Raw genomic sequence first — 25,994 nt, 5'->3', positions numbered from 1 at the left:
TTTTTTGGGGCGCTTGCTTTTTTTTTTTATATTCCAGTTGTGATTTTTGTTTGGCGCTTGATGTTGGGGGGGGGGGCTTTTGATTTGGGGGGGTGGGGGGCGGGGGGCTCCCACGCCGAACCAGAAGCCGGCGTTGCGGCCGATCCTGATATTGCCGATCAGCGTGGCGTCGGGCGCGATCCAGTTGCTGTCGGCGTCCTCGAAGGTGGGCGCTTTTCCGTCAATCGCGTAGATCGGCATCGCTGTCTCCAGATTGTCTCACACCGACAAGGTGCCAGACCCTAGAAGCGAAGCCGCCCACGACGCAATGGCGATCACCACCATGCCCAGCGCCAGCGCCCAGACGGTCGCCGTACAGCCGCAGGAGATCAGCCCCAGCACCGAGATGCGACGCTCGCGCCAGGCGTCCAGCGCCTCGTTGACGAACATCAGCGGCCCGGCGCAAGCCGTCGCGGCGAGCGAGCGCAGCATGTGCTTCGACGATACATAGGGCTGGACGAAGGCAAGCTTGCGGCCGGCGACCAGTTCCATCGCCGATCCGGCCAGGCCGCAAGCCGTCAGCCCAGCCATAAAACTGAATATGATTTGTTCGACCGGGCTCATCTTTACCCTCCGTTTACCATGAAATCGCACAGTCGCCTGCAAAGCTGCGTAGCAAGAGCCGTGCCGCGCCGAGTGTGCCGTTCAGGCACACCGATGGGACGGCAACGAGGATCGCGATGAAGCAGGCAGCCGCCACAGAGGGCCCGCAACTCAGCGTCGTCGATTCGACGCTGATGAAGCGGGTGTTTTATGCGTTCGCGACGCTGGCGCTGCTTTCGGTGGCGATCAGCCTTGGCGGCAAATGGTTCGGCCGCTCGATCGCCATGGCCGGGTACACCGACGACACCACGGTCCACAAGGTCGTCATCGGCAACAACATCATCGCCGTGCCGGCCAATGTCATTCGCTTTGCCCAGGCCCGGCGCGACGGCATCGCCTCGCGGCTCGACCTCTATTTGCGCTATCCCGAGCTGGACGGCTACAGCGAGGTTGCCCGCAACGACTTCAACCACACCGGACCCAGCAAGGACATCATTTTCCTGTCGTTCGAGCCGCAGATGATGTCGCGCGACATGAGCGGCCGCTTTGCGCCGATCTACAGCGCGCTGATCGCCAAGCCGGGTACGCCCGGCCCTGGCGGCACCACACTTTACGCTTTCAGCGAAAAATCAGGCTATCTCAACGAAGTGCTGGCGGTCGCAAACCGCCCCGGCAAGGATCCGTTCGTTGCCCGCTGCCTGAGCGGCCCGAGCGCGGACGAATCGCTGGCGCCCTGCGAACGCGACATCCTGGTCGGCGACAATCTCAGCCTTACCTACCGCTTCCCCCGGGAATTCCTGGGCGACTGGCAGGCGCTCGACGCGGCGATTTCTGGCGAGGCAGCGCGCGTGCTGAAGACAGGGCGGTAGGGCTTGATCCTTCGACCGACCCTGAAGGGCTGTGGGCTGGAGCCCCGCCAATCGGGCTACCAATCTCCAGGGTTTGCGATTGGCTGTAGGCCCACCACGCCTTCGTCATCCTAGGGCGGAGCAGGAGCGAAGCGACGTCGCGGAGACCCTAGGATCCATGCCGTTACGCCAGTCGAAGAATGCAGCGGCTCAGAACGGTGCTTGCATCCGCAACAATGCCTACTACCCTTCAGCCATGACGGGCTATGCCTACATGACTGCAAGCCAGAAGCGCGGCACGATCTACATCGGTGTCACCAACGACCTCGGCCGCCGCATGCCGGAGCACAAATCTGGCGAAGGCTCGCGCTGCACCAGCCGCTACGGCGTACAGCGTCTGGTCTGGTACGAGGAACATTTCGACATTCGCGACGCCATCCAGCGCGAGAAGTCGCTGAAGCGCTGGCCACGCCGGTGGAAGATCGAGCTGATCGAGAAGACCAATCCAGAGTGGTTCGAACTGTTTCGCGGGACTGGTTGGTAGAGGACGCCCAGCCGGTGCCAAGAAGCATTCGATTCTGGTCAGAGTGGAGCACTGCCGCGAGCTAACGGCATGGATCCCAGGGTCTGCGCCGCGTCGCTTCGCTCCTTGCTCCGCCCTGGGATGACGAAGGGAGGGATGCTCCAGCCAGTCTCCGACGTCTGCGCTCCGCCGTCAGGCGGTCCCGCCTGCAACAAGCAGGTCCGGCCAGCACCAAACTCGCGGCTCAGGCCAGATCGATGTCGAGGATCGCCATCGAGAAATTATAGTCGCCGTCGTCCTCGTCCTTGAAGACGATGCCGAGGAACTCGTCGCCGACATAGACCTCGGCCGAATCTTCCTTGCGCGGCCGCGCCTTCACTTCGAGTTTGGGGTTCTGGAAGGTGCGTTTGAAATAGGCGTCCAGCTTTCTGATTTCGTCCGGCTTCAACAGTCTTCTCCGATCGTCGCTTGCTCAAGTGCGTCGCGTCTGAAGAGATCGATGCGACGCGCTTTAAATCTTGCTTCATGCATGTCGCTATCCCAAAACAGCTGGGCACTATTGGGCGACATGCATTGGTGAGCGCGCTTCTGGCACGTCGACAATGGCCATGTAAAGGCAAGCCGGCATAGAGGGCAGGAATTCAGCCCCCTGCTCGAGCGCTCAGATGTCGAAGCTGACGACGTGGTCCATCGTCTGCGACGGCAACAGCTGGTCCATCTGCCGCGAAGGCTGGTCGCAGCCGGTCTCGCCGACGACGCGGGCCGGCACGCCGGCAACCGTCTTGTTGTGCGGCACCGGCGACAGCACCACCGAGCCGGCCGCGATCTTGGAGCAATGGCCGATCTCGATGTTGCCGAGGATCTTGGCGCCGGCGCCAATCAGCACGCCATAGCGGATCTTGGGATGACGGTCGCCGCCGGCCTTGCCGGTGCCGCCCAGCGTGACGCCGTGCAGGATCGACACGTCGTCCTCGATCACCGCCGTCTGGCCGACGACGAGGCCGGTGGCGTGGTCGAGGAAGATGCCCTTGCCGATGCGGGCGGCCGGATTGATGTCGGTCTGGAACACCGAGGACGATCGGCTCTGCAAATACAGCGCGAAATCCTGGCGGCCCTGGTTCCACAGCCAATGCGCCAGCCGGTGCGTCTGGATGGCATGAAAACCCTTGAAGTAGAGCACCGGCATGATGAAGCGGTCGCAGGCCGGATCGCGGTCGTAATAGGCCTGGATGTCGACGCGCACCGTCGTCGACCAGTCCTTGTCGTCGGCCGCCATCGCCTTGAATGTCTGGCGGATGAGGTCGGAGCCGATGTCCTGGTGAGCGAGGCGCTCGGCCAACCGGTGGATAACCGCTTCTTCCAGGTTTTCCTGATTGAGGATGGTCGAATAGAGGAACGCCGCCAGCAGCGGATCGCGGTTGACCGCTTCCATTGCTTCATCGCGGATCGAACGCCAGATCGGATCTACCGGCTGCACCCTGGTGGGACGGGAAATCGTAACGCTGTTCATCTGATGTCTCCGGCCATCCAATGTCTCAGGCCATCCAATGTCTCGGCTTGGCGGCTTGCCTATTCTCCGGCCGCACCTATAAGCCAGATCATAGCACGGGTGAACTCAATTTTCCTTAGTGCTTCGTCAAATGGATTTGGTTGGCGGAATTTCAAGCAGCCATGGAAAACGCAACCTTGATGGACGAGACCCTGAAGCGCGAGCTTTCCGCGCTGTATGACGCCGCGGATCGCCACTACCACGACCTTGGCCACATCGAGGCGATGCTGGCGCTAGCCAACGATTACAAGGCATTGCTGCATGATCCTGAAGCAGTCGAAGCGGCGATCTGGTTCCACGACGCGATCTACGACGGCCGCGCCAAGGACAATGAGGCGAGGAGTGCCGCACTTGCCGAGACAAAGCTCGCCGGCCGCGCCGATGCACAACGCATCCGTCGCATCGCGGCGATGATCACTGCCACCGCCGGCCACGAATTGCCGTCCCTTGGCGACCAGCATTCCGTTCGTGACGCGGCGCTGTTCCTCGACATGGACCTGGCGATCCTGGGTGCTGCGCCTGACGTGTTCGACGCTTACGAACAGGCGGTTCGCCGCGAATATCAGTGGGTCGATGAGCCGATGTGGCGGGCCGGCCGTGCCGCTGTCCTAAAGGGCTTCCTCGCGCGTCCGCATATCTTCCATAGCGAGGAATTCCGCCGGCGCTTCGAAACCCAGGCCCGGCAAAACATGGCGCGCTCGCTCAGGGCGCTTGGCGATAACCTCAGCTCAGACAAATCCTAATCCGGAAACGTCTCCATGCGCTGCGCATAGGCCTTGAAACCGGCTCGCCCGTAGACAGATCGCGCGCCCGGATGATCGTGGGTATCGGTGTGGAGCCAAACCCTTTCGGGTTCATGCGACCAGACGGCGCGCAGCGCCCGGTCGAGCAGGTACGGCCCAAGCTTGCGGCCCTGAAGAGCCGGAACGACCCCGAAATGGGCCAATTCGACAACCGGCTCGCCGACGCCCGTGAATTCGCATAGGCCGGCTGCTTCGCCGTCGACGCGCAGGACATGGATATGCGTCGACGGGCTGGCGAGAAGGCGCTCAAGGTCGCCCAAGGGCATGCGCAGCCGCTGATCCCATTGCACAGGCTCGCCAACGGCGCGGTAGAGGCTGATGTAATCAGCGACGCCAAGCGTTTCGCGCATCACCGCCGCGCCCGGTGCGGGTGCGGCAAAGCCGCCGCCGGACGGCGGCTCGGTCATCTCCAGATAGGTGACGACAAGATCGACCATGGCAACTCGCGCAGATTTGAAGCTGAGGGGTCGCGTCGGTCGCTTGCCTGCCGGAGGCTTGTCGAGATCAGGTGAATGCGCCAAAAGTCGATGCCATTGCCCACAGCATGAACCCCCCGGCCGCAAGCGACGCGCCATTGACCACGATGCCAGCCAGGCCGAGCACACGATTGTCGTCTGGGCGCCCCACGGCCATCAAGCCGAAGACCACGCCGATAAGATGTGCCAAAGGGCCGGCCATAAAAAATACCGCAGCGAAGAAGCCCGTCGCACTGTTCTGGAGCAGTGGGGAGGCGTCGCTCGGCATTGCTATCAACGCGGTGATCGCAATCGCCCCTGTCGCCAATGCGGCCACCGCTAGAACAACGGACCATTCGCCGAACCTGCTTTTCGCAACGACGCCCGGCAAAGCGGCGTCGCTTCTTCCCCATTGTGCCATCGTACCCCCCCTGCCCTCGTTCAGCGCGTGGCGGGTTTGAACCGATCCACAAGTCGCGCTTATTTACTGCTGTATCGTTGCAAAACCGCTAAGAACCCAGCTTCAGGCCCTATGGCCGCTTTGGGAGCCGTCCATCAAAGCGGATGCTCCCCATAAAACTCCAGCACACGCTGCTTGAAGGATTTGTCGCCGACCGCCAGCATGTGGTCGCGGCCTTCGATATGAAATGCCCTGGCGTTCGGCATCAAGGCAGCGAGTTCATCCGGCGAGCCGCCGATGTCGTCCTTGGTTCCCACCGCAATCAAGGTCGGCTGGGCAATGCGGGCAATGTCGGCCTCGCTCAGCAATTCGCGCGACGTGGCGATGCAGGCGGCGAGCGCCCGGCGATCGCTGCGGGTCTGGTCGGCGAAGGCGCGGAACGAGCGGCCGCGCGGGTCGCTGGTGCCTGCGGGATCCTCGGCCAAGAGGGCGTCGGCTATCGGATCCCAGTCGCCGACGCCGTCGACCATGCCGATGCCGAGACCGCCGAAGACCAGCGTCGCCACCTTGTCCGGCTCGGAGAGCGCCAGGAAGGCCGATATGCGCGCGCCCATCGAATAACCCATGACATGGGCGCGTTCGATGCCGAGATGGTTCAAAAGCGCTGCCGCGTCGGACGCCATTTTTGCCGGCGTGTAGTCTGCTTCGTCATAGCTTTTCGACGACGAGCCATGGCCGCGATTGTCGAAGGCGATCGCACGGTAGCCGGCATCGTTCAGCGTCTTGAACCAGCCGGGCGACACCCAGTTGACGTAGTGGCTCGACGCAAAGCCGTGGATCATCAGCACCGGATCGCCCTGCCCCGATGCTGGCTGGCGGTCAAGGAAAGCAAGCTCGAAACCGTCATGGGAGAAGAACTGCATCGGCCGAAGATCCTGCCCGTTCAGTCGGAATCGACATTCGGCGCATCGCCCTTGTCGGGCGGCGGCATGGCTGGCCCCGCCGCCGTGCCGATGGCCGGATGGCGCAGCAGGTCGCCGTCCTTGATGCCCTTTTTGGCGGCGGTTCCTGCCTTGAGCTCGAGCACGAAGCGCACCGGTTCGTCCGGCGAGATGATCGCCTCCGACTGCGGCTCGCCTTGCTTGATCGCCCGGATCCGGCCGTCCTGGCCGACGAAGATCAGGTCGAGCCGCAGCGGCGTGTTCTTCATCCAGAAACTCACATCCTGCGGCGCACCGAAGACGAACAGCATTCCGTGATTGTCGGCCATGTGGCGGCGGAACATCAGGCCGGCCTCGCGCTCGGCGGGCGTGTCGGCGATTTCGACGGAAAAAGAACGCTCGCCGGCCTTCGTCACCGCGACCAGCGGCGCCGGGTCGACCGGAAGGATCATCGCCTTGCCGTCGGCCGAACTCGGTTGCTGAAAATAGAAGAAGGCGCTTGTGGCGACGATGAGGAAAATCCCGGCGCAGAGCGCGCCCGCCGTCAGCCGGTTCCTGTGAGCCATGTGAAATCCTCGGCCGGAACTAATGCGAGACCGGCAAGGTACCCATATCGGGGTGAATTTCGGCAGCCATAAGGCCTTTGTCGCCGCGTCCGAAGCGGACCAGCACCACCTGGCCCGGACGGAGTTCGGTGATGCCGTAGCGGCGCAGCGTCTCCATGTGGACGAAAATGTCCTCGGTGCCCTCGCCCCGGGTCAGAAAGCCGAACCCCTTGGTGCGGTTGAACCATTTCACCAGCGCCCGTTCGAGGCCGCTTTCCGGCGTCACCGCGACATGGGTGCGCTGCTCCTGCAGCTCTGCCGGATGCACCGCCGTGGTGACATCCATCGAGAGCACGCGGAAAGCCTGCAGCCCGCGCTCGCCCTGCTTGACCAGGCAGACAACGCGGGCGCCTTCCAGGGCGGTCTGAAAACCGTCCTTTCGAAGGCATGTCACATGGAGGAGGATGTCGCCCGAAGAACCATCATCGGGAAGGATGAAACCGTAGCCCTTGGCCACGTCGAACCATTTGATGGCGCCGGCGATTTCGACGAGATCGGCCGTATCGGCGCTCTCATCCCGCTTCAACGCATCGCTACCGGCCCCGTCCCGCCCCATGAAAGAGGCCTTTTCCCCCATAAGAACGCCCCCTTTTTTCAAGAAACACCGCAACTGATTCTTGACGCCAGATTAACACCGCGGCTTCCGGTGTGTGCAAGACCTGACGTGCCTTTTTTCACGGTTCCATACAGGAATAGCGGATTTGTCGTTTGCCGGCGCCGGCAAGCGTGGCCAATTGCCCTTTGGCCGGGCCGCCCCTATGTTGCGCCGCAACGCAACATACGGAGGAAATCCATGCGCTATCTGCATACCATGGTCCGCGTCGCCGACATCGATGCTTCGCTCGATTTCTACTGCAACAAGCTTGGCCTGAAGGAAGTGCGCCGCCACGAAAGCGAGCAGGGCCGCTACACGCTGATCTTCCTCGCCGCGCCCCAAGACGAGCAAAGCGGCATCAGCGAGAAAGCGCCGCTGGTCGAGCTGACCTACAATTGGGATCCGGAAGACTACAAGGGCGGCCGCAATTTCGGCCATCTCGCCTATGAGGTCGACGACATCTACGCCACCTGCCAGCGGCTGATGGACAATGGCGTCACCATCAACCGGCCGCCGCGCGACGGCAACATGGCGTTCGTCAAATCGCCGGACGGCATCTCGATCGAGCTGTTGCAGAAAGGCCCGGCAAAGCCGAAGGCCGAGCCCTGGGCGTCGATGCCGAACACCGGAAGCTGGTAACCGATCACGCCATCTTGAGCGGACGTCGCCTGGCCCTGGTTCGGTTTCGCGTCCGCATTCCCAAGGAGAATTCATTCATGCCGACCAGCCATGTCGACGTCGCCACCGAACATGCCAGCCGCTATCTGCAGCAGCTGTGCAAACATTGGGCGCACAAATTCCCGGTCGAATTCGACCCGAACCACGGCAGCATCGATCTGACGCTCGGCCGCACTATTCTCGATGCCGACCCGACGGCGCTGCATATTGCGGTGACGACCGACGAGGCCGCCTCGCTCGAGCGCCTGGAAACGGTCGTCGCCGACCACATCAAGCGCTTCGCCTTCCGCGAAGAGCTGGCATTCGACTGGAAACGCGCTCCGGCCGCGTAGACGACCTATCAACCGCCGGCCTTGGCCATCTCCAGCAGCATCAGCACGGTGCGCCAATTGCGCGCCGTGCCGGGCACCTTCAGAACGCGCGGGATGAGATTGGCAAAGACCGATTTGCCGAGCCCGTCGGGCGCATGCAGGTAAAGCACGTCGCCCTTGATCTCGAAGCGTTCGGGCCCAGTGCATTTTTCCGCCAGCCGGGCGAACTCGTCGGCGGTCGGCTGGCGCTCCAGCGCATAGGCGTGCAGCTTGGTCGGCTCGCCCGCGACTTCCGGATAGGGATTTTCCGCCGCCAGCCGCTCGAGCCAGCCGAGATCGCGCACCATGATGCGCGAGTGGAATCTCCATTTCTTTTCGAATTCCGCTTCCAACCGCCTGGTCAGCATCGCCGCATCGCCATCTGGCGACCGGAAGACGGCGTTGCCGCTCTGCACATAGGTGGCGATATCTGAGAAACCGAGCTCCTCGAAGAATGACCTGAGTTCTGCCATTTTGACGATGCGATTGCCGCCGACGTTGATGCCGGAAAACAGCGCGACAAAAACCTTTCCCTGAGTGCTCGGAAGATCGTTGCCGCTCATATGATGAACCCGGCGAGCGTCTCGTTGTCGGTAATGTCCTGATAGTGGACGCTCTCGGCGTCGAAATTCGCCTTGAGCAGGTCGAAATTGCGGCGGTCCTTGGTTTCGATGCCGATCAGCACCGAACCGAAATTGCGCGCCGATTTCTTCAGATATTCGAAGCGGGCGATGTCGTCGTCGGGGCCAAGCAATTCGAGGAAATCGCGCAACGCGCCGGGCCGCTGCGGAAAACGGATGATGAAGTATTTCTTCAAGCCCTCGAAGCGCAGCGCCCGTTCCTTCACATCCGGCAGCCGCTCGAAATCGAAATTGCCGCCGGACACGACGGCAACGATGGTCTTGCCCCTGATTTCCTTTTTGGGAAAATCTTTCAGCGCGTCGATCGCCAGCGCGCCGGCCGGCTCCAGCACGACGCCTTCGACATTGAGCATTTCGATCATGGTCGCGCAGAGCCGATTTTCCGGAATCAGCCGCACTGCGTCGGCGGCAAACTCCCTGAGGTGGCGCAGCGGCTCGCGGCCGATCTCGGCCACCGCCGCGCCGTCGACGAAATTGTCGACCTTGGCGAGCTTTACCCGCTTTCCGGCGGCGAGGCTCTCGCTCAGGCTCGGGGCGCCTGCCGGCTCGCAAAAGACGAAGCGTGTTTCACGCTGCTGGTCGGCGAAATAATGGGTGACGCCGGCGGCCAGGCCACCGCCGCCGACCGGCAGCATGACGATATCAGCCATGCGTGCGCCGGGCATCTGGCCTGATATCTCATAGGCGACGGTCGCTTGCCCTTCGATGATGTCCTTGTGGTCGAAAGGCGGCACCATGTGTGCGCTGGCAGTTTCGGTGAATTCGAGTGCGGCGCGATAGCAGTCGTCGAAGAAATCGCCGACCAGCCTGATCTCGACGAATTCGCCGCCGAACAGCCGCGTCTTGTCGATCTTCTGCTGCGGCGTCGTCACCGGCATGAAGACGACGCCCTTTTTGCCGAAATGACGGCAGACGAAGGCAAAGCCCTGCGCATGATTGCCGGCCGAAGCGCAGACAAACAGCTCGGCATTGTTGCCGGCGGCGAGCGACTTGCGGAAGAAGTTGAAGGCGCCGCGGATCTTGTAGGAGCGCACCGGCGTCAGGTCCTCGCGCTTCAGCAGCACCCGCGCGCCGGTCTTCTTCGACAGGTAGTCGTTTTCCTGCAGCGGCGTTTCCGGAAAGATCTCGCGGATCGCGGCAGCGGCGGCAGCGACGCGAGAGGAGAAACTGGTCATGGCAAGAGCACCCCACAGGCTAGCCGAATTCGGTCCCGCTATTGCATATCCGGCCTCGCGAAGCCATTGTCCGGCCACCCGAAAGGGTGTTCCCAAAACCTCGTTGGCCGTTAGGAGCGTCTGTTCATGCCTGTCGCATCGGTGGCCCGGAAAACCGTGTCGCTGCCGGAGTTCGGCGAGCCGACGGTGATGCCGCTGGTTACGCGCGCCACCTATGAGGCCCGCATCGCGGCACTGGTCGCGCGCGGCGGGTTCGATGCATTGGTCGTCTATGGCGACCGCGAACATGCGGCCAATGTCGCCTATCTCTGCGGCTACGATCCGCGCTTCGAGGAGACGCTGCTGGTCATCGTTCCCGGCAAGTCGCCGAAACTGCTGGTCGGCAATGAGGGCTGGGGCTATGCCGAAATCTGCGACGGGCCGTACGAGCGCGTGCTCTACCAGACGTTTTCGCTGCCGGCGCAGCCGCGCGACCGCTCGCAAGCGCTGGCCGACATCCTCGTCGATTGCGGCCTGAAGGCCGGCCAGCGCATCGGCGCCATCGGCTGGAAGCCGTTCGGCCCCGGCGATGCCGGTTTTGGCGAAACGACGCTCGACCTGCCGTCGTTCATCGCCGACACCTTGCGCAGCCTTGCCGGCGACAAGAATGCCGTAACGGGGGGCGTGATCGTCAACGCGGCGAACCTTTTGATGAACCCTGCCGACGGCCTGCGCGCCATCAACGAGGCCGACCAGCTGGCCGCATTCGAATTCGCCGCGACCTATTCCTCGCAAGGCCTGCGCAATGTCCTGCAAGGCATCGAACCCGGCATGACCGAATTGCAGGCGGCGCGGCTGATGGGCATCAACGGCCTGCCGCAATGCTGTCATCCGATGCTGTCGGCCGGCAGGCGTGCGGCCTATGGCCTGCCGAGCCCGCGTCTTGACGTCATCGAGCGCGGCGACCCCATCACCATGGCCTACGGCATCCAGGGCTCGCTCAACGCCCGCGCCGGTTTTCTGGTCGAGGACGCGGCCGAGCTTCCAAGGGGCATCCAGGACTATGTCGAGAAGCTGGTCGCGCCCTATTTCTGTGCCGTCGTCGACTGGTACGAGACGGTCGGCATCGGCGTTCCCGGCGGCGCGTTGTGGCAAGCGGTGCACGACCGCATCGGCGCTCCGTTCTTTGGCGTGTCCCTCAATCCCGGCCATCTCATCCATATCGACGAATGGATGCATTCGCCGGTATTTTCCGGCTCCGACATCAGATTGAAGTCGGGCATGGCCTTGCAGGTCGACATCATCCCGGCGACCGGCACCGATTATTTCACCACCAACATCGAGGACGGCATCGCGCTGGCTGACGAGGCGCTGCGCGAAGAGATCGCCGCGCGCTATCCCGAAGCCTGGCACCGCATCGAGGCGCGCCGCGCCTTCATGACCGACGTGCTCGGCATAAGGCTGAAGCCGGAAGTGCTGCCCTTTTCCAACATTCCGGCCTTCCTGCCGCCGTTCTGGCTTTCGCGCAACAGTGCGATGGCAGTCGAGCGGCGCTGAGCGCATTTCGGCGCCTGCGACTTACTTCCGCCGCACTTCGGCTGTCCGGGAGATGCGGCGGAGGTGGATGGGCCTTTGGTTAGGCCGGAGTGGAATTGCTTAAGTGCCCTTGAAGACGATTTGCATCATTGTCCTTGCCGCGCTGCTCGCCGGCTGCGGCGGCCGCCAAACCGAGGAACTGCTCGGCAGCGCCATGATGGCGGTGCCGGTGACGGAAATCGCCGGCAACCACTCGATCTTCATCGCCACCACGCGCAAGCGCTCCGACGATCCCAACAAGGTCTTCGACGGCGAGCGCTCGGCGACGCTGAACTATGCCCGCGTCAACGTCACCGTCCCCGGCATCCACAAGACAGGCCAGATCGAGCGGCGCTCGCGCGGCAAGTCGGACGATCCGGCCAAATACTTCATGGCTTCCGAGGTCGTCGGCTACGACACCCAGCCGAAATTCTCCAGTGCGCTCAGCGCCGACATCGCGGCGCGCGGCGGCCGCGTCATGGTCTTCGTCCACGGCTACAACACCGGCTTCGACGCCGCGGTCTATCGCGTCACCCAGATCACCCATGATTCCGGCTATCCCGGCACGCCGGTGCTGTTTTCCTGGGCGTCGGGCGCCAAGACCACCGACTATGTCTACGACAAGGAAAGCGCCAGCGTTGCCCGCGACCAGCTGGAAGTGACGCTGAGAATGCTGGCGCAGACCGGCGCGCGGCGCATCGACATCGTCGCCCATTCGCTGGGGACCTGGGTCACCATGGAGGCGCTGCGCCAGCTCGCCATCACCGGCGACCGCGATCTCGGCGGCAAGCTCGGCGACGTCGTGCTGGCCTCGCCCGACATCGACGTCGACGTGTTCAAGAGCCAAATGCGCCGCTACGGCAAGCCGGACAAGCCGTTCATCCTGCTGCTCTCCGACGATGACCGGGCGCTCAGGCTGTCCGGCCTGATCGCCGGCGCACGGCCCCGGGTCGGCGACTACAAGGACGCCGCCGACCTCGCCAGCTATGGCGTGTCGGTCGTCGATCTCTCCAGCGTCAAGGGCGTCGACCGCTTCAATCACACCAAATTCGCCGACAACCCGGAATTGGTGCAGTTGATCGGCCAGAAGCTGCGCGAGGATGACGGGTTTGCCAGCGACCGCGAGGTGACCGACCGCATCGCCTCGGTCGGACAATAGCTGCATTGCGCGGCAGTGATTGTTGACCATGCCGCACCATCGGAACAGTTTGAACTGGACCGTGCCGGCCTCTGCCTCTATCGAATAGGCCAAGACGTCTCCGGCTCGACGTCGCCTTTGCGGGAGCCCGCGTGACCGTGCCTTCGAAGATCTTTCTCGTCGTTGCGTTCGCGCTCGCGCTGGCAGGCTGCGCCGGCCAGAACACGCACGATCTGCTCAACAAGACGACGATCACGGTGCCTGCTGCCGATATCGCGGCGACGCATAAGATCTTCGTCGCCACAACCCGGCAAAAGGCGACGAAAGAGCCCCGGCAGGTGTTCGACGGAGACCGCTCGCCGACCACCAGCTTTGCCAGCGTCGAGGTGACCGTTCCCAAGGTCCACCAGGTCGGCGCCATCGAACGGGTCAAGGGCTCGGCCAACAGCAATCCGGCGAAGGATTTCACGGCGACCGGCGTCACCTTCTACGAAGGCGCGCCGCAATTCGCCAAGGCGGTCGGCGCCGACATCGCCATGCGCGGCGACCGCGCGCTGGTTTTCGTGCACGGCTTCAACAACGGCTTCGACGACGGCATCTACCGGCTGACGCAGATCGCGCACGACACCAAATACCCGGGCACCCCGGTGCTGTTTTCGTGGGCGTCGAGCGGCAAGACGACCGGCTACATCTACGACAAGGAAAGCGCCAATGCGGCGCGCGACGATCTCGAAGCGACGCTGCGCATGCTTGCCAAGAGCCGCGCCAAGAGCATCGACATCATTGCCCATTCGATGGGAACCTGGGTGACCATGGAAGCGTTGCGCCAGCTTGCCATCACCGGCGACCGCGACCTCGGCGGCAAGCTCGGCTACGTCATCCTGGCTTCACCCGACATCGACGTCGACGTGTTCAAGAAGCAGATGATCCGCTACGGCAAGCCAGACAAGCCGTTCGCCGTGCTGCTTTCGGGCGACGACCGGGCGCTCAGGCTGTCGACCCTGATCTCCGGCGACAAGCCGCGCGTCGGCGACTATGGCGATGCAGCCGACCTCGCCAGCTATGGCGTCTCGGTGGTCGACCTGACCAAGACCAAGGGCGGCGACCGGCTGAACCACGCCAAATTCGCCGACAACCCGTTCCTGGTGCAGTTGCTCGGCGACCGCCTGCGCGCCCCGGCCGGCCTCGCCTCCGAAGAGACCGCGCCGGCCCAGCTCGACAATCTCGGACAGGGCCTCGGCAAGGCCGTCGGATCGGTCGCCGAGATCGTCATCACCACGCCGTTCAAGGTGCTGACCATCGCCACCGGCGGGTGAAGCGGCGCGCGGGCGGCATTCAGACGAATAGATCAACCTTCTGGAACGTCGTCACGTCGATCAGGCCGACGTCGGAAATCCTGAGCTCGGGGATGACGACCAGCGCCAGCAGCGAGTGCTGCATGTAGGCGTTGTTGAGTGAGCAGCCCATCTGGCGCATGGCGTCGCTGAGTTTGTCCGCCTTGGCGGCGACGATTTCCGCCCGCTCGTTCGACATCAGCCCGGCGATCGGCATTTCGACCAGCGCCAGCTCCTTGCCGTTGGAAAACAGCACGACGCCGCCGCCGACCTCGCCCAGCCGGTTCACGGCCAGAGCCATGTCCTGCTTGTTGGTGCCGACGACGATGATGTGGTGGGCATCGTGCGCCACGCTGGAGGCCATGGCGCAGTCGCCGATATAGCCGAAGCCGGAGACGAAGGCGTTGGTGACGCCGCCCGTGCCCTTGTGGCGCTCGACCAGCGCGATCTGGCAGACATCGTTGCGGCGGTCCATGGCGACCAGCCCGTCCTCCACCGCAAGATCGGCCTCCAGCGCCCGCGTCGGCGCCTGGTTCTCGATGACGCCGATGACGCGCACCCGCACCTCGTTGGCGCCCTTGGGTGCCGCGATGTCGAAATCGCCGGCTTTGAGCTTCTTGCCGAGCTTGACGGTGTTCTTCGCCGTCCGCGGATAATTATAGGCCGGAATGTCGACTTCGAGCTTGCCGCCCTTGGCCAGCCTGACGCCGCGGCCATAGACTTCGTCGATGGTCATTTCGGCCAGGTCGGAGACGATCAGCAGATCGGCGAGCCGTCCAGGTGCGATCGAGCCGATCTCGCGTTCCAGCCGGAAATGCTGGGCGGTGTTGAGCGTCGCCATCTGGATCGCCGTCACCGGCTTCAGCCCTTGGCTGATGGCGTGGCGCACGACCCGGTCCATATGGCCTTCATGCACGAGGGTACCGGAATGGCTGTCGTCGGTGCACAGGATGAAGTTGCGCGGGTCGAGCCCGCTCTCCGTCACCGCCTTGATCTGCGAGGCGACGTCATACCAGGCCGAGCCCAGCCGCAGCATTGCCTTCATGCCCTGGCGGACGCGGGCGATGGCATCCTCGGCGCGCGTGCCTTCGTGATCGTCCTCGGGGCCGCCGGCGACATAGCCGTGGAACGGCAGGCCGAGATCGCGCGAGGCATAGTGCCCGCCGACGGTCTTGCCGGCCCTCACCGTCGCGGCGATCTCGCCCGACATCACCGGATCATTGGCGGCGACGCCGGGGAAATTCATCACCTCGCCGAGCCCGATAATGTTTTCCCAGGTCATCGCCTCGGCAACGTCGGCGACGGTCAGCTCGGCGCCGGCATGCTCCAGCCCCGGCGCCGACGGCACGCAGGACGGCATCTGCACATGCACGTTGACCGGCATGGCGACCGCCTCGTCATGCATCAGCCGCACGCCCGGCAGGCCGAGCACATTGGCGATCTCGTGCGGATCGATGAACATCGAGGTGGTGCCATGCGGGATCACCGCGCGGCAGAATTCCGTCACCGTCACCATGCCGCTCTCGACATGCATATGCGCGTCGCAAAGCCCCGGCACCAGATAGCGGCCGCCGGCATCGACCACCTTGGTGCCCTGGCCGATGGCATGGCCGGCATTCGGCCCGCAATAGGCGAAGCGGCCGCCGGCAATGGCGATGTCGGTGCCGGCGATGATCTCGCCCGAATGGACGTTGACCCAGCGCCCGTTGCGGATGACGAGATCGGCGGGTTTGCGGCCCATGGCGACATCGACCAGATGCGTCGCCATCTCGGCCCAGGGTTTTGGTTTCGTCGCACTGGCGGTCTTCGGCATCAACAGGCTCCTCTTTGCCCGACTGTGCCAAGCCGCGAGGATTTTGACCAGCGAGGAAGTAAGCGCCGACGGCGAAGTTGCAGATCTCCCCCCTTGAGGGGGAGATGTCGCCGAAGGCGACAGAGGGGGTCGGGACATCCTGACGCGAACCTTTACCGCGAACAAAACAGGCTGGCGCTCGACGCGCGACGACCCCCCTGGACTGCCCTCTTGCCACAACTTGCCATCTCCCCCTCAAGGAGGGAGATCGATGCGCCATGGCTTTCGCCAATCGCCAAGGGCATTTTGTGCCGGCCGCAGCAACTTTGTTCTTGCTTTGTGCCGGCAGCTATGCTACTAATTTGGGTATGGTGCCAATTGGCTCCAACGACCCGTCCTCCCGAGGCGGGTTTTTTTTGTTATTGCGCCATTCATGGCAAATGGCCCAGGCGGAATACGATTCCGTTGCGGCCAATCAGCCTTCGTCTCGTTAGAGGATCCTTCTGAATCGACGCTCGCGGAGTTTGACGCACTCCATCGTTCGAGCCTTCGGCCGGTTCAATCAATTCGATCGCGAACTGTCACTTCTTGCTCGGATCGTCTGCCGGGTTGACGTAGGTGATCTTGAATGGCCCCTCGCCATGAACCTGGATGATCGTTTCGCTTGTCGTCCAGGCGAAGTGATTCATTCCGGCCGGCGCGACGCCGAAGCCGCCAGCAGTCAGTTCGACGCCTTTCGCCTCGTCGAACTTATCGCCCATTCCAACATGGAAGTTGCCGGAAAGCACCGTTACGTATTCCGTGGTGGGATGATTATGTGCGGCAATTTTGTAGCCGGCGGGTGTCTTCAACCGCAGCACAAAGGCGCCGTCCTTTGAGGGATCTCCCGCGACAACAGCCATTTCCGCCCCAGCGGGAATGGCAGCAGGAGCAGGACCCCATTTGATATCTGCGGCGTTCATCGGCATCTCATCGGCAAACAGAGGCGCCGTCCCAACAAGCAGCAGTGCCAGAGCAGAGGCAAGCTTGAGCATGACAATCTCTCCAGTGGTTGTAGAGGACGGCGTCGAGTAGCGGGTCGAGTAGCGGCGCGCCGATCCACTTGCCACTTCGAGCCTACCAGGGCAGAGCGCCCGAACGCATCCTGCGAACGGGGGACGCGCATTCGCGGTAGCCGCGGAAGCTGCCGCTAAAAACATTTCCAGGTGAAACGATTTTGTTTGTATCTCTGTAGGTGATGGCCTCGCTAGCTTCGAGTGCCAGATTTGTCGACGGCAGAAGACGGCTTGACGGCCTTTGGCTGCCGGCTGAAAAGGGCTGGCCTGCGGACGTGGCGGAATTGGTAGACGCAAGGGACTTAAAATCCCTCGATCTCTGATCGTACGGGTTCGATTCCCGTCGTCCGCACCAGATTTGGTCTCGTTTGATAGTCTCCGTAACTGGAGACCGGGCGCTCGACCCAGTTCTGGGCCCCTCACACCCCAATCGGGTTCAGCTTCAAATGCTGGATCAGCATAATGGTCTTGGCGTCGATGATCCGACCGTCGTGGATGCCGGCCAGCGCCTCGTCGAGCGGCATTTCGAGAACCTCGATGTCCTCGCCTTCGTCATGGGCGCCACCGCCGTCGGAAATGCGGTCGGCGGGCGAGTAGCGAGCGACGAAGAACCAGAGCCGCTCGGTGACGCTGCCGGGGCTCATATAGGGCGAAAACAGCCGCTGCACGTCCTTCAGCCGATAGCCGAGTTCCTCCTCGGCCTCCTTGCGGATACAGGTTTCGGGATCGTCTTCGTCGAGCAGGCCGGCGCAGGCCTCGATCAGCGGCTCCTTGTGGCCGGTGACGTAGGCGGGGTAGCGGAACTGCCGCACCAGAAGCACAGTCGAGCGCTCGGGATCGAAAGGCAGGATCACCGCGCCGTCGCCGCGATCGTAGGTCTGGCGGGTATGCGTTTCCCATTTGCCGTCGCGCCGGCGGTAGTCGAAGACGGTCTTTTTCAAAACCGCCCATTCGTCGGACAGGACTTCCTCCGAGCGGATGCGAATGCGATCTTCCATGGTGGACTCCCTGCTGCCGCGGCAAGGCGTAGCCGCGAACGGCGGTTCTTGCAATCCGGCTACCAATTGGTCCAGTGCGCCGGTTCACCCTCTCGTGTCTGGCGCATCTGCAAGTGCCTGCCTAAATAGCGGCAACCCTTTCCGGAGTTTTTTATGACCTCATCTCTTTTCCAGCCGATCACCCTCGACGGCCTCACCTTCCCCAACCGCATCGCGGTCGCGCCGATGTGCCAGTATTCGGCCGAGGACGGCTCGGCCAGCGATTGGCACCTCTATCACTGGATGAACCTGGCGATGTCGGGTGCCGGCATGGTCACCGTCGAGATGACCGAGGTCGAACGGCGCGGCCGCATCTCGCATGGCTGCCTCGGCCTTTACTCCGAGGACAATGAGGCGGCGGCGCGGCGCACGCTGAATGCAGCCAAGCGCGTCGCCGCGCCGGGCACGAAATTCGGCACTCAGCTTGCCCATGCCGGCCGCAAGGCCTCCAACCGGAAACCCTGGGAGGGCGGCGGACCGCTGAATGCCGATCAGGATCCGTGGCCGATCGTGTCGGCCTCGGCAATCGCCTACGACACCGGCTGGCAGGTGCCGCGGGCGCTGGAGGATGACGAGATCCTGCAAATCATCGAACGCTTCGCCGAAGCGGCACGGCGGGCCGAGCGGGCCGGCTTCGACTTCATCGAGCTGCATGCCGCGCATGGCTATCTGATCTTCCAGTTCCTGTCGCCGCTTTCCAACCGGCGCACCGACCGCTGGGGCGGCTCGCTGGAAAACCGCATGCGTTTCGCCGTCGAGATCGCCAAGGCGGTGAAGAAGGCGGTGCCCAGGCTGATGCTGGGCGCGCGGCTGTCGATCAAGGAATGGGTCGATGGCGGCTTCGACGTCGAGGATGCGATCGAAGCGGCAAAAGCGCTGAAGGAAGTCGGCGTCGCCTATCTCTGCTGCTCGAGCGGCGGCAATTCGCCGTTGCAGAAGCTGCCGTCCGGACCCGGCTACCAGGTGCATCTGGCGGAAGCGGTGCGCAAGGGCGCCGGCATCGCGACGCGGGCCGTGGGCCTGATCGACGATCCGAAACAGGCCGAGGCGATCGTCGCCGATGGGCGCGCCGACATGGTGGCGCTGGCGCGCGCCTTCCTTGCCGATCCGCGCTGGGGCTGGCGCGCCGCGGCCACCTTCGGCGAAAAAATCCACCCGGCGCCGCAGCTTGCCCGCTCGGTGACGACGATGCAGCATTGGATGAAGGCGGCGAACTGACGGGGCGGGTTCTCACCTCGCTGGACAGGGAACCATAGCTTCGCTTTGATCCTCTGCCGGTGTAGAGTGGCGAGGGCCGCGGCTGGGCGCGGCAGGTTGGGGGAGCAGAGACATGTCGTTCAGGGGGATTTCCATTGCGGCTGCTGCAGCGGTTTTGGCCGGGCTGTCGTTTGCCACATCGACGCCGGCCGGGGCGCAATATTGCGAAGGCACGGTGCACGGTCTTTCCAGGCACTACAATCTGGCAACGGGAAGCGGCTTTCTCGCCGTTCGGGCCCGGCCGAACTCGTCGTCGCGCATGATCGGGCAATTGTTCAACGGCGACCAAACCGAGATCTTTGACCGTCGCGGAAACTGGTACCAGGTTGATTTCGGCGGCCGCACCGGCTGGGCGAATGCACGCTGGCTGCGCAACGACTGCGGCTATTGAGCTATTTTCGCCTGAGCTAAAATAGCTGTTGCAACCAAATCGGCCGCTCCGCGTTGGCGGCGATGATGGACAGCAAGCCATTTGAAAAGCCGGTCGTGGTCGAACTCGGCCATGTCGGCAAATATCGGCATATCCGCAGCGCTCAGGAGGCGGCGGAGTGCCTGATGACGGTCTGGCCACTCAATCGCGGGCCGCGTCATCGTGATGCCCTCGACACTTGCCTAAAAGTGCTGGAAGGTTATCGTTCGACGGCCGATGCACGCCGGGCACTGATCGAAGCCGCCAGGGAATCGGACGTGCTGGTCACGGACGACAGGCTGCCAGACGACAGACTGGCCGACGATAGGCTGCATTGAGGCAACGGGCTTTCAACCGGAGGGTTTCATGGCGAAACTGACCTATAAGATCGTCGAGCATGACGGAGGCTGGGCCTACAAGGTCGGCTCGACATTCTCCGAAACGTTCCCCACTCATCAGGACGCGTTGCGCGCCGCCGAGATCGCTTCGGCCGAACAGCAGGTCGCCGGCAACACCGATGGCATCCAGTACGAGGACGCCGACGGCAAATGGCACGACGAGCTCGCGGATGGCCGCGACCGGCCGCAGACCGAGGTTTCGGATTAGGGTGTGTCGATATCCAGGTGATGCCGGGCTGCTTTACAGGTCGGTTTGGTAGCGCTACCGTCTGACATCGCGCGTGACCGGGGAGGAGCCTGGGCGCTGTCGCGGTCCAGGCAAGAAAGCGGTTTCCTTCGAAGTCGTTGCGGGAATCAATCGGGAGGAAATCGATGGCGTCTGTCGCGATCGGCGATGTCTACAAATCATTCGGGACCGTCGAGGTCCTGCACGGGGTCAGCGTCGATATAGACGACGGCGAGTTCGTCACGCTGGTCGGGCCGTCGGGTTGCGGAAAGTCGACCCTGCTCAGGATGATCGCCGGCCTTGAAAAGATCTCGCGCGGCCAGATCGCGATCGGCAAACGTGTCGTCAACAACGTTGCGCCAAAAGAACGCGACGTCGCCATGGTCTTCCAGAACTATGCGCTCTACCCGCACATGACGGTCGCCGAGAACATGGCGTTCTCGCTGATGCTCAAGGGTGTTCCCAAGACAAAGAGCGATGCCGGCGTGCGGCGCGCGGCAGAAATCCTGGGACTGGTGCCGCTGCTCGACCGCTATCCGCGCCAGCTTTCCGGCGGCCAGCGCCAGCGCGTCGCCATGGGCCGGGCGATCGTACGTGACCCGCAGGTTTTCCTGTTCGACGAGCCGCTCTCCAATCTCGACGCCAAGCTCAGGGTGCAGATGCGCGCCGAGATCAAGGAACTGCATCAGCGCCTGAAGACGACGACGGTCTACGTCACCCACGACCAGATCGAGGCGATGACCATGGCCGACAAGATCGTCGTCATGCACGACGGCATCGTCGAGCAGATCGGGCCGCCGCTCGAACTCTACGACCGGCCGAACAATCTTTTTGTCGCCAGCTTCATCGGCTCGCCCGCCATGAACATGCTGAGGGGCGAGATCGTAAGCGACGGCTCGCCGTCGTTTCGCGGCGCCGGAGGGATTTCGGTCCCGTTGGCCTCGGCACTTTCCATCGGCAATGGTGAGCCGGTCGTGCTGGGGATACGGCCCGAGCATTTGCGGCTATCCGACAATCAGGGCATTCCGGTCACTGTCGTGGTGGTCGAGCCGACAGGGTCCGAAGTGCAGCTCATCGGCCGAACCGCCGGCGGCGAGGAGATCGTCGCCAATTTCCGGGAACGGCATTCCTTCACGCCGGGCGAAACCATCTGGCTTACGGCCGAGCCTGGCCTCATCCATCTCTTTCACGGCAAAACCGGACAGCGGTTCGAAACACCCATCAAGCAGTAGGACGGCACGGACAATAAGCAGGAGGAAGCGAGCATGAAATTCACCAGACGCGACGTGATCCGCACCACCGCCGGCGCTGCGGCGGGAGCCTTGGGAAGCCGGCTCATCGGCTCTCCCGCCTTTGCCCAGGAGGGATTGAAGTACAAGCCCGAGGACGGCGCCAAGCTCAGGCTGCTGCGCTGGTCGCCCTTCGTGCAGGGCGACGAGGATCAATGGCTGGCCAACACCAAGCGCTTCACCGAAGCGACCGGTGTCGAGGTCCGCGTCGACAAGGAAAGCTGGGAGGACATCCGTCCCAAGGCAGCGGTCGCCGCCAATGTCGGCTCCGGCCCGGACTTGATGTTGGTCTGGTTCGACGACCCGCATCAATATCCCGACAAGCTGCATGACGTGACGGAACTGGGCGAATATCTCGGCTCGAAATATGGCGGCTGGCACGATGGACCGAAGCAATATGCGACACGGCAAGGCAAATTCCTCGGCCTGCCGCTGGCCACCATCGGCAATGCCATCGTCTATCGTGAAAGCTGGGTGAAGGAGGCCGGCTTCTCCGAATTTCCGAAGGACACGGCAGGCTTGCTCGAGCTTTGCAAGGCATTGCAGGCGAAGGGACACCCGGCCGGCTTCACGCATGGCCACGGCGTCGGCGACGGCAACAACTACGCCCACTGGCTGCTATGGAGCCATGGCGGCCAGATGGTCGACGAGAGCGGCAAGGTGACGATCAACAGCCCCGAGACGCTGAAGGCGATCGAATACGCGCAACAGCTCTACAAGACCTTCATTCCCGGTACCGAAAGCTGGCTCGACGTCAACAACAACCGCGCCTACCTGGCCGGCGAATTGAGCGTGATCGCCAATGGCATTTCCGCCTACAACACCGCCAAGATCAACAAGGACAAGGATCCGAAACTGACCGAAATCGCCAAGGACACGCGCACGACCAACCTGCCGATCGGTCCTGTCGGGAAATCCGTCGAGCTGTTCCAGGTGACCACGGCCGTGATCTTCGACTACACGCCCTACCCCAATGCGGCCAAAGCCTATCTGCAGTTCATGTTCGAGGAACAGCAAATGTCGCAGTGGATCACGTCCTCGGCGGGCTATTGCTGCCAGACGCTCAAAGCCTTCGGCAACAACCCGGTGTGGACGGCCGATCCGAACAATGCCGCCTACGCCAAGGCCTCGGCGACGCTGCGGCCCAACGGCTATGCCGGCCCGCTCGGCTATGCTTCGGCGGCGACCATGGCCGACTATGTGCTGGTCGACATGTTCGCCAAGGCGGTGACAGGCCAGGCGACGCCGCAAGAAGCGATGGCAGAAGCCGAGAAGCGCGCAAACCGCTACTATCGCGTTTGAGCGGATTCAGCCGGGCAGCCATGCTGCCCGGCTTCGAATCGCGCATGGCCGCCTGGCCGATCAATGAGACTTAGAGGAGCCGACCCATGGCCGTGACCTCCGCTGCCGCTCAGCCACCCCGGTCGACGCTGTCGCGCATTTTGACGTTCGTGTCTGAAAGTCATAACGCGCTTGGCTTCGGCTTCATGCTGCCGGCGGCGGCGCTGCTGCTGGTCTTCCTAACCTATCCGCTCGGGCTCGGCGTCTGGCTCGGCTTCACCGATGCCCGCATCGGCCGCCCCGGCATCTTCATCGGCATCGAGAACTACGAATATCTGTGGGATGACGCCGTCTTCTGGCTCTCCGTCTTCAACACCTTGCTCTACACGATCAGCGCCTCGATCCTGAAGTTTGCGCTAGGCCTCTGGCTGGCGCTTATCCTCAACCAGAACCTGCCGCTCAAGTCGTTCTTCCGCGCGATCGTCCTGCTGCCCTGGGTGGTGCCGACGGTGCTGTCGGCCATCGCCTTCTGGTGGATCTACGATTCGCAGTTCTCGATCCTGTCCTGGGCGCTTATGGAAATGGGCCTGATCGACCATCGCATCAACTTCCTCGGCGATCCGGAGAATGCGCGCGCTTCGGTCATCGCCGCCAATGTCTGGCGCGGAATTCCTTTCGTGGCGATCACGCTGCTTGCCGGCCTGCAGACGATTCCGCAGTCGCTCTACGAGGCCGCCACGCTCGACGGCGCCAGCCGCTGGCAATTGTTCCGCTATGTGACGCTGCCGCTGCTGACGCCGATCATCGCCATAACCATGACGTTTTCGGTGCTGTTCACCTTCACCGATTTCCAGCTGATCTATGTGCTGACGCGCGGCGGGCCGGTGAACGCCACCCATCTGATGGCGACGCTGTCGTTCCAGCGCGGCATTTCCGGAGGCCAGCTTGGCGAAGGCGCCGCGATCGCAGTCGCCATGATCCCGTTCCTGCTGGCGGCGATCCTGTTCAGCTACTTTGGCCTGCAACGCCGCAAATGGCAGCAGGGCGGCGGAGATTGACATGACCGCGATCGAAACGAGCAAACGCCCCGAACTCGACGAAGGCGGCATGGGCTACCTGCAGAGTGTGCCGCGCCGCGTGGTGACGGTTTACCTGCCGTTGCTGATATTCGTCATCGTGCTGTTGTTTCCGTTCTACTGGATGACGATCACGGCGGTTAAGCCCAACCTCGAGATGACCGACTACGCCAATTTCAATCCATTCTGGGTGGTGCATCCGACGCTCGAGCATATCCGCTATCTTCTCTTCGAGACGTCCTATCCGGGCTGGCTGCTCAACACGATCATCATCTCGACCGCCGCCACTTTCCTGTCGCTGCTGGCAGCAGTGTTCGCTGCCTATGCGATCGAACGCTTGCGGTTCTCCGGGGCGCGGCAGGTCGGCCTCGCGGTGTTCCTGGCCTATCTCGTGCCGCCGTCGATCCTGTTCATTCCGCTGTCGGTGATGGTGTTCAACCTTGGGCTTTACGACACGCCCTTCGCGCTCATCCTCACCTATCCGACCTTCCTGATCCCGTTCTGCACATGGCTGCTGATGGGTTACTTCCGCTCGATCCCGTTCGAGCTGGAGGAATGCGCGCTGATCGACGGGGCGAGCCGCTGGCAGATCCTCACCAAGATCGTGCTGCCGCTGTCGGTGCCGGGCCTGATTTCCGCGGGCATCTTCGCATTCACGCTGTCATGGAACGAGTTCATCTACGCCTTGACCTTCATCCAGTCGTCCGAAAACAAGACTGTGCCGGTCGGCGTGCTCACCGAACTGGTGCGCTCGGACGTCTATGAATGGGGGGCGCTGATGGCGGGAGCGCTGATCGGCTCGCTGCCGGTGGTGGTGCTCTATTCGTTCTTTGTCGAGCACTATGTTTCCTCGATGACCGGAGCCGTGAAGGAATAAGTTCGGAGGTATTCCCGGCGGCCGGGATGTCCCGAGGCACCCTGCCGGCCGAGGCTGCGGCGGGTTGCACACCTTTGCGTGAGGTTCTGGGAGCGTGTCAGCTGCTGGTGTCGGACTTCGGCGCAAATGCGCGGTCGGCAATGCGTTCGATGAAAGCGACGACCCGTTCCGGCCCGACGAATTGTGGCATATGGCCAAGCCCCTCGACCGGCTCGAAATCGAGCCCGCTGATCTTTTCCATCAGCGGCCAGCCATGGATATCGATGCCCAGCACGACGTCGGAAGCACCAAACAGAATGCCAGCCGGCATGGTGATCTCGCGATAGCGTTGCTCGATGCGGCCAAGGTCGTGCTCGATGGCCACGACATCGGTCGACGTTGCATAGAAATGGCTTGGCCTGAGCCCGCACCAGCCGCCGCCCTCGACCATATAGTCGGCCGGCGTCGCCTGCGGCGCGAAAATGAAGGCCAGCGTGCGTTCTGCGTATCTGAGAGCCGCCGGGATCGCCACCGTGTGAGCCATGATCCGGCGCCGCAGCGGCGACTGAATGTATAGCGGGCCGAACTTCTCGCGCGCGTCCGGCTCCAGATGGGTCAGCGGCGCCAGCAAGGCGATACCGGAAACCGCCTCGGGATGCTCGACAGCCAGCGTCAGCGCGATGGCGCCACCCAGCGAATGGCCGACGATCAGCGGCTTTTGCAGTCCAAGCGCCTCGATAAAATGCCGCACGATCTCGGCCTGCTCGGGTAGCCGCCCGCTGGCGCCCCTGGCCCGCACCGAATAGCCGGAACCCGGACGGTCGAGCGCGATCAGCCGATAGTTCGGGCCGAACCGTCCGAACAGCGTGTGGCGGAATTGATGAAGCTGCGCGCCAAGGCCGTGCAGGAAGACGATCGGCCGCCCCTCGCCCATCTCGAAATAATGGATGCGATTGCCGTCGATCTCGATGAATTTACCGCTGGCCGGCACCAGCCTTTCGGCTTTCGCCGCAATCCGCAGCGTCGCCAGCACAGGATAAGCTGCCACGACGAGCGCCAGCAGAAACAGCGCGCCGGGCAGCCATAGAAGAATCGATACCGGCATGTTCTTGCTCATGGCCCCAAACCGGCGCAGCATCACCCGCCG

General features: G+C 63.1%; 31 protein-coding genes, 1 tRNA gene and 1 pseudogene. 18 read left to right on the top strand and 15 right to left on the bottom strand.

Annotated elements, in window-relative coordinates; genetic code table 11:
* Together NKH29_RS13280 and NKH29_RS13275 are read right to left on the bottom strand one after the other, a co-directional pair.
* A pseudogene (locus NKH29_RS13280) lies at positions 1 to 240 on the bottom strand (hypothetical protein); the annotation flags it as partial.
* Positions 241 to 258: 18 nt separating this feature from the next.
* Complete coding sequence (locus tag NKH29_RS13275) at positions 259 to 603, bottom strand: DUF6949 family protein (RefSeq protein WP_352481124.1); 345 nt, start codon at positions 601 to 603, stop codon at positions 259 to 261.
* A gap of 116 nt (positions 604 to 719) precedes the next feature.
* Here NKH29_RS13275 and NKH29_RS13270 point away from each other — a divergent pair, with 116 nt between their 5' ends.
* Both NKH29_RS13270 and NKH29_RS13265 read left to right on the top strand, forming a co-directional pair.
* Entirely contained in the window at positions 720 to 1,451 is a 732-nt protein-coding gene (locus tag NKH29_RS13270) for a hypothetical protein (protein WP_352641174.1), read from the top strand.
* A 235-nt stretch (positions 1,452 to 1,686) separates the two neighbouring features.
* A complete protein-coding gene (locus tag NKH29_RS13265) occupies positions 1,687 to 1,974 on the top strand; it encodes a GIY-YIG nuclease family protein (RefSeq protein WP_352999732.1) in 288 nt (95 codons plus the stop codon).
* Positions 1,975 to 2,197: 223 nt separating this feature from the next.
* On the opposite strand, the gene NKH29_RS13260 is transcribed toward NKH29_RS13265, so the two are convergent.
* Both NKH29_RS13260 and cysE read right to left on the bottom strand, forming a co-directional pair.
* On the bottom strand, positions 2,198 to 2,401 hold the full coding sequence (locus NKH29_RS13260) for a DUF3126 family protein (RefSeq protein WP_023674799.1): 204 nt from the start codon (positions 2,399 to 2,401) through the stop codon (positions 2,198 to 2,200).
* Between the two features lie 213 nt (positions 2,402 to 2,614).
* Entirely contained in the window at positions 2,615 to 3,463 is an 849-nt protein-coding gene (gene cysE / locus NKH29_RS13255) for a serine O-acetyltransferase (RefSeq protein WP_023717455.1), read from the bottom strand.
* Between the two features lie 161 nt (positions 3,464 to 3,624).
* Between cysE and NKH29_RS13250 the strand changes: the two genes are divergently transcribed.
* Positions 3,625 to 4,245: an HD domain-containing protein gene (locus tag NKH29_RS13250; RefSeq protein WP_352844939.1), complete on the top strand. Its 621-nt coding sequence runs from the start codon at positions 3,625 to 3,627 to the stop codon at positions 4,243 to 4,245.
* On the opposite strand, the gene NKH29_RS13245 is transcribed toward NKH29_RS13250, so the two are convergent.
* From NKH29_RS13245 to NKH29_RS13225, 5 genes are all read right to left on the bottom strand, one after another.
* The gene (locus NKH29_RS13245; RefSeq protein WP_023717453.1) at positions 4,242 to 4,742 is read right to left on the bottom strand and encodes a GNAT family N-acetyltransferase; all 501 of its coding nucleotides are present in this window, start codon (positions 4,740 to 4,742) and stop codon (positions 4,242 to 4,244) included. The genes NKH29_RS13250 and NKH29_RS13245 overlap by 4 nt on opposite strands.
* Positions 4,743 to 4,809: 67 nt before the next feature.
* The gene (locus NKH29_RS13240; protein ID WP_352495843.1) at positions 4,810 to 5,181 is read right to left on the bottom strand and encodes a hypothetical protein; all 372 of its coding nucleotides are present in this window, start codon (positions 5,179 to 5,181) and stop codon (positions 4,810 to 4,812) included.
* Between the two features lie 134 nt (positions 5,182 to 5,315).
* Positions 5,316 to 6,083, bottom strand: a complete 768-nt coding sequence (locus NKH29_RS13235) for an alpha/beta fold hydrolase (protein WP_352481128.1) — start codon at positions 6,081 to 6,083, stop codon at positions 5,316 to 5,318.
* Positions 6,084 to 6,103: 20 nt separating this feature from the next.
* Positions 6,104 to 6,667 carry a DUF192 domain-containing protein gene (locus tag NKH29_RS13230; protein ID WP_352495841.1) on the bottom strand — a complete coding sequence of 188 codons (564 nt, stop codon included), beginning with the start codon at positions 6,665 to 6,667 and terminating at the stop codon, positions 6,104 to 6,106.
* A gap of 19 nt (positions 6,668 to 6,686) precedes the next feature.
* A complete protein-coding gene (locus NKH29_RS13225) occupies positions 6,687 to 7,283 on the bottom strand; it encodes a cold-shock protein (protein ID WP_502895906.1) in 597 nt (198 codons plus the stop codon).
* A gap of 216 nt (positions 7,284 to 7,499) precedes the next feature.
* On the opposite strand from NKH29_RS13225, the gene gloA reads away from it, so the two are divergent.
* Positions 7,500 to 7,940, top strand: a complete 441-nt coding sequence (gene gloA / locus NKH29_RS13220) for a lactoylglutathione lyase (RefSeq protein WP_352481131.1) — start codon at positions 7,500 to 7,502, stop codon at positions 7,938 to 7,940.
* Between the two features lie 77 nt (positions 7,941 to 8,017).
* The gene (locus NKH29_RS13215; protein WP_352481132.1) at positions 8,018 to 8,311 is read left to right on the top strand and encodes a DUF2218 domain-containing protein; all 294 of its coding nucleotides are present in this window, start codon (positions 8,018 to 8,020) and stop codon (positions 8,309 to 8,311) included.
* Between the two features lie 8 nt (positions 8,312 to 8,319).
* Here the strand turns inward: NKH29_RS13215 and NKH29_RS13210 are convergent, their stop codons facing one another.
* Both NKH29_RS13210 and ilvA read right to left on the bottom strand, forming a co-directional pair.
* Positions 8,320 to 8,892, bottom strand: a complete 573-nt coding sequence (locus tag NKH29_RS13210) for a DUF1697 domain-containing protein (protein WP_352641165.1) — start codon at positions 8,890 to 8,892, stop codon at positions 8,320 to 8,322.
* Positions 8,889 to 10,145 carry a threonine ammonia-lyase IlvA gene (gene ilvA, locus NKH29_RS13205; protein WP_352999725.1) on the bottom strand — a complete coding sequence of 419 codons (1,257 nt, stop codon included), beginning with the start codon at positions 10,143 to 10,145 and terminating at the stop codon, positions 8,889 to 8,891. Before ilvA ends, NKH29_RS13210 begins: the two co-directional genes overlap by 4 nt.
* A gap of 126 nt (positions 10,146 to 10,271) precedes the next feature.
* On the opposite strand from ilvA, the gene NKH29_RS13200 reads away from it, so the two are divergent.
* The 3 genes from NKH29_RS13200 to NKH29_RS13190 all read left to right on the top strand — a co-directional run bounded on the left by NKH29_RS13200 (position 10,272) and on the right by NKH29_RS13190 (position 14,153).
* Positions 10,272 to 11,681, top strand: a complete 1,410-nt coding sequence (locus NKH29_RS13200) for a hypothetical protein (RefSeq protein ID WP_352481134.1) — start codon at positions 10,272 to 10,274, stop codon at positions 11,679 to 11,681.
* A 103-nt stretch (positions 11,682 to 11,784) separates the two neighbouring features.
* Positions 11,785 to 12,858 (top strand): alpha/beta hydrolase, encoded by a 1,074-nt coding sequence (locus NKH29_RS13195; protein WP_352481136.1) that lies wholly within the window; start codon positions 11,785 to 11,787, stop codon positions 12,856 to 12,858.
* 131 nt (positions 12,859 to 12,989) lie between these two features.
* A complete protein-coding gene (locus NKH29_RS13190) occupies positions 12,990 to 14,153 on the top strand; it encodes an alpha/beta hydrolase (RefSeq protein ID WP_352495838.1) in 1,164 nt (387 codons plus the stop codon).
* Positions 14,154 to 14,172: 19 nt separating this feature from the next.
* On the opposite strand, the gene ade is transcribed toward NKH29_RS13190, so the two are convergent.
* Positions 14,173 to 15,984, bottom strand: a complete 1,812-nt coding sequence (gene ade / locus NKH29_RS13185) for an adenine deaminase (protein WP_031193529.1) — start codon at positions 15,982 to 15,984, stop codon at positions 14,173 to 14,175.
* A 257-nt stretch (positions 15,985 to 16,241) separates the two neighbouring features.
* Between ade and NKH29_RS13180 the strand changes: the two genes are divergently transcribed.
* Positions 16,242 to 16,457: a hypothetical protein gene (locus NKH29_RS13180; RefSeq protein WP_156948018.1), complete on the top strand. Its 216-nt coding sequence runs from the start codon at positions 16,242 to 16,244 to the stop codon at positions 16,455 to 16,457.
* 87 nt (positions 16,458 to 16,544) lie between these two features.
* Here the strand turns inward: NKH29_RS13180 and NKH29_RS13175 are convergent, their stop codons facing one another.
* Positions 16,545 to 16,997 carry a cupin domain-containing protein gene (locus NKH29_RS13175; protein ID WP_352999724.1) on the bottom strand — a complete coding sequence of 151 codons (453 nt, stop codon included), beginning with the start codon at positions 16,995 to 16,997 and terminating at the stop codon, positions 16,545 to 16,547.
* A 290-nt stretch (positions 16,998 to 17,287) separates the two neighbouring features.
* Between NKH29_RS13175 and NKH29_RS13170 the strand changes: the two genes are divergently transcribed.
* Positions 17,288 to 17,373 (top strand) — tRNA-Leu (locus NKH29_RS13170).
* Between the two features lie 64 nt (positions 17,374 to 17,437).
* Here NKH29_RS13170 and NKH29_RS13165 read toward each other — a convergent pair.
* Positions 17,438 to 18,016 carry an NUDIX domain-containing protein gene (locus NKH29_RS13165; RefSeq protein ID WP_023717440.1) on the bottom strand — a complete coding sequence of 193 codons (579 nt, stop codon included), beginning with the start codon at positions 18,014 to 18,016 and terminating at the stop codon, positions 17,438 to 17,440.
* A gap of 153 nt (positions 18,017 to 18,169) precedes the next feature.
* Between NKH29_RS13165 and NKH29_RS13160 the strand changes: the two genes are divergently transcribed.
* The 8 genes from NKH29_RS13160 to NKH29_RS13125 all read left to right on the top strand — a co-directional run bounded on the left by NKH29_RS13160 (position 18,170) and on the right by NKH29_RS13125 (position 24,868).
* Entirely contained in the window at positions 18,170 to 19,273 is a 1,104-nt protein-coding gene (locus NKH29_RS13160; RefSeq protein ID WP_352481138.1) for an NADH:flavin oxidoreductase/NADH oxidase, read from the top strand.
* Positions 19,274 to 19,385: 112 nt separating this feature from the next.
* Positions 19,386 to 19,703, top strand: a complete 318-nt coding sequence (locus tag NKH29_RS13155) for an SH3 domain-containing protein (RefSeq protein ID WP_352999723.1) — start codon at positions 19,386 to 19,388, stop codon at positions 19,701 to 19,703.
* A gap of 62 nt (positions 19,704 to 19,765) precedes the next feature.
* Positions 19,766 to 20,059, top strand: a complete 294-nt coding sequence (locus tag NKH29_RS13150; protein WP_352495829.1) for a DUF982 domain-containing protein — start codon at positions 19,766 to 19,768, stop codon at positions 20,057 to 20,059.
* Positions 20,060 to 20,087: 28 nt separating this feature from the next.
* Positions 20,088 to 20,327 (top strand): DUF2188 domain-containing protein, encoded by a 240-nt coding sequence (locus NKH29_RS13145; protein ID WP_023674770.1) that lies wholly within the window; start codon positions 20,088 to 20,090, stop codon positions 20,325 to 20,327.
* 164 nt (positions 20,328 to 20,491) lie between these two features.
* Positions 20,492 to 21,577 (top strand): ABC transporter ATP-binding protein, encoded by a 1,086-nt coding sequence (locus NKH29_RS13140; protein WP_352999721.1) that lies wholly within the window; start codon positions 20,492 to 20,494, stop codon positions 21,575 to 21,577.
* A gap of 33 nt (positions 21,578 to 21,610) precedes the next feature.
* A complete protein-coding gene (locus NKH29_RS13135; RefSeq protein ID WP_352999719.1) occupies positions 21,611 to 22,936 on the top strand; it encodes an ABC transporter substrate-binding protein in 1,326 nt (441 codons plus the stop codon).
* A gap of 185 nt (positions 22,937 to 23,121) precedes the next feature.
* A complete protein-coding gene (locus NKH29_RS13130) occupies positions 23,122 to 23,973 on the top strand; it encodes a carbohydrate ABC transporter permease (protein ID WP_502899482.1) in 852 nt (283 codons plus the stop codon).
* Position 23,974: 1 nt separating this feature from the next.
* A complete protein-coding gene (locus NKH29_RS13125; protein WP_023717433.1) occupies positions 23,975 to 24,868 on the top strand; it encodes a carbohydrate ABC transporter permease in 894 nt (297 codons plus the stop codon).
* Between the two features lie 97 nt (positions 24,869 to 24,965).
* Here NKH29_RS13125 and NKH29_RS13120 read toward each other — a convergent pair whose 3' ends face one another.
* Entirely contained in the window at positions 24,966 to 25,952 is a 987-nt protein-coding gene (locus NKH29_RS13120) for an alpha/beta fold hydrolase (RefSeq protein WP_023717432.1), read from the bottom strand.
* Between the last annotated feature and the right edge of the window lie 42 nt (positions 25,953 to 25,994).

Source organism: Mesorhizobium sp. M1295, assembly GCF_040318135.1.
Classification (GTDB): Bacteria; Pseudomonadota; Alphaproteobacteria; order Rhizobiales; family Rhizobiaceae; genus Mesorhizobium.
This window is presented reverse-complemented; position numbering and strand designations above follow the sequence as displayed.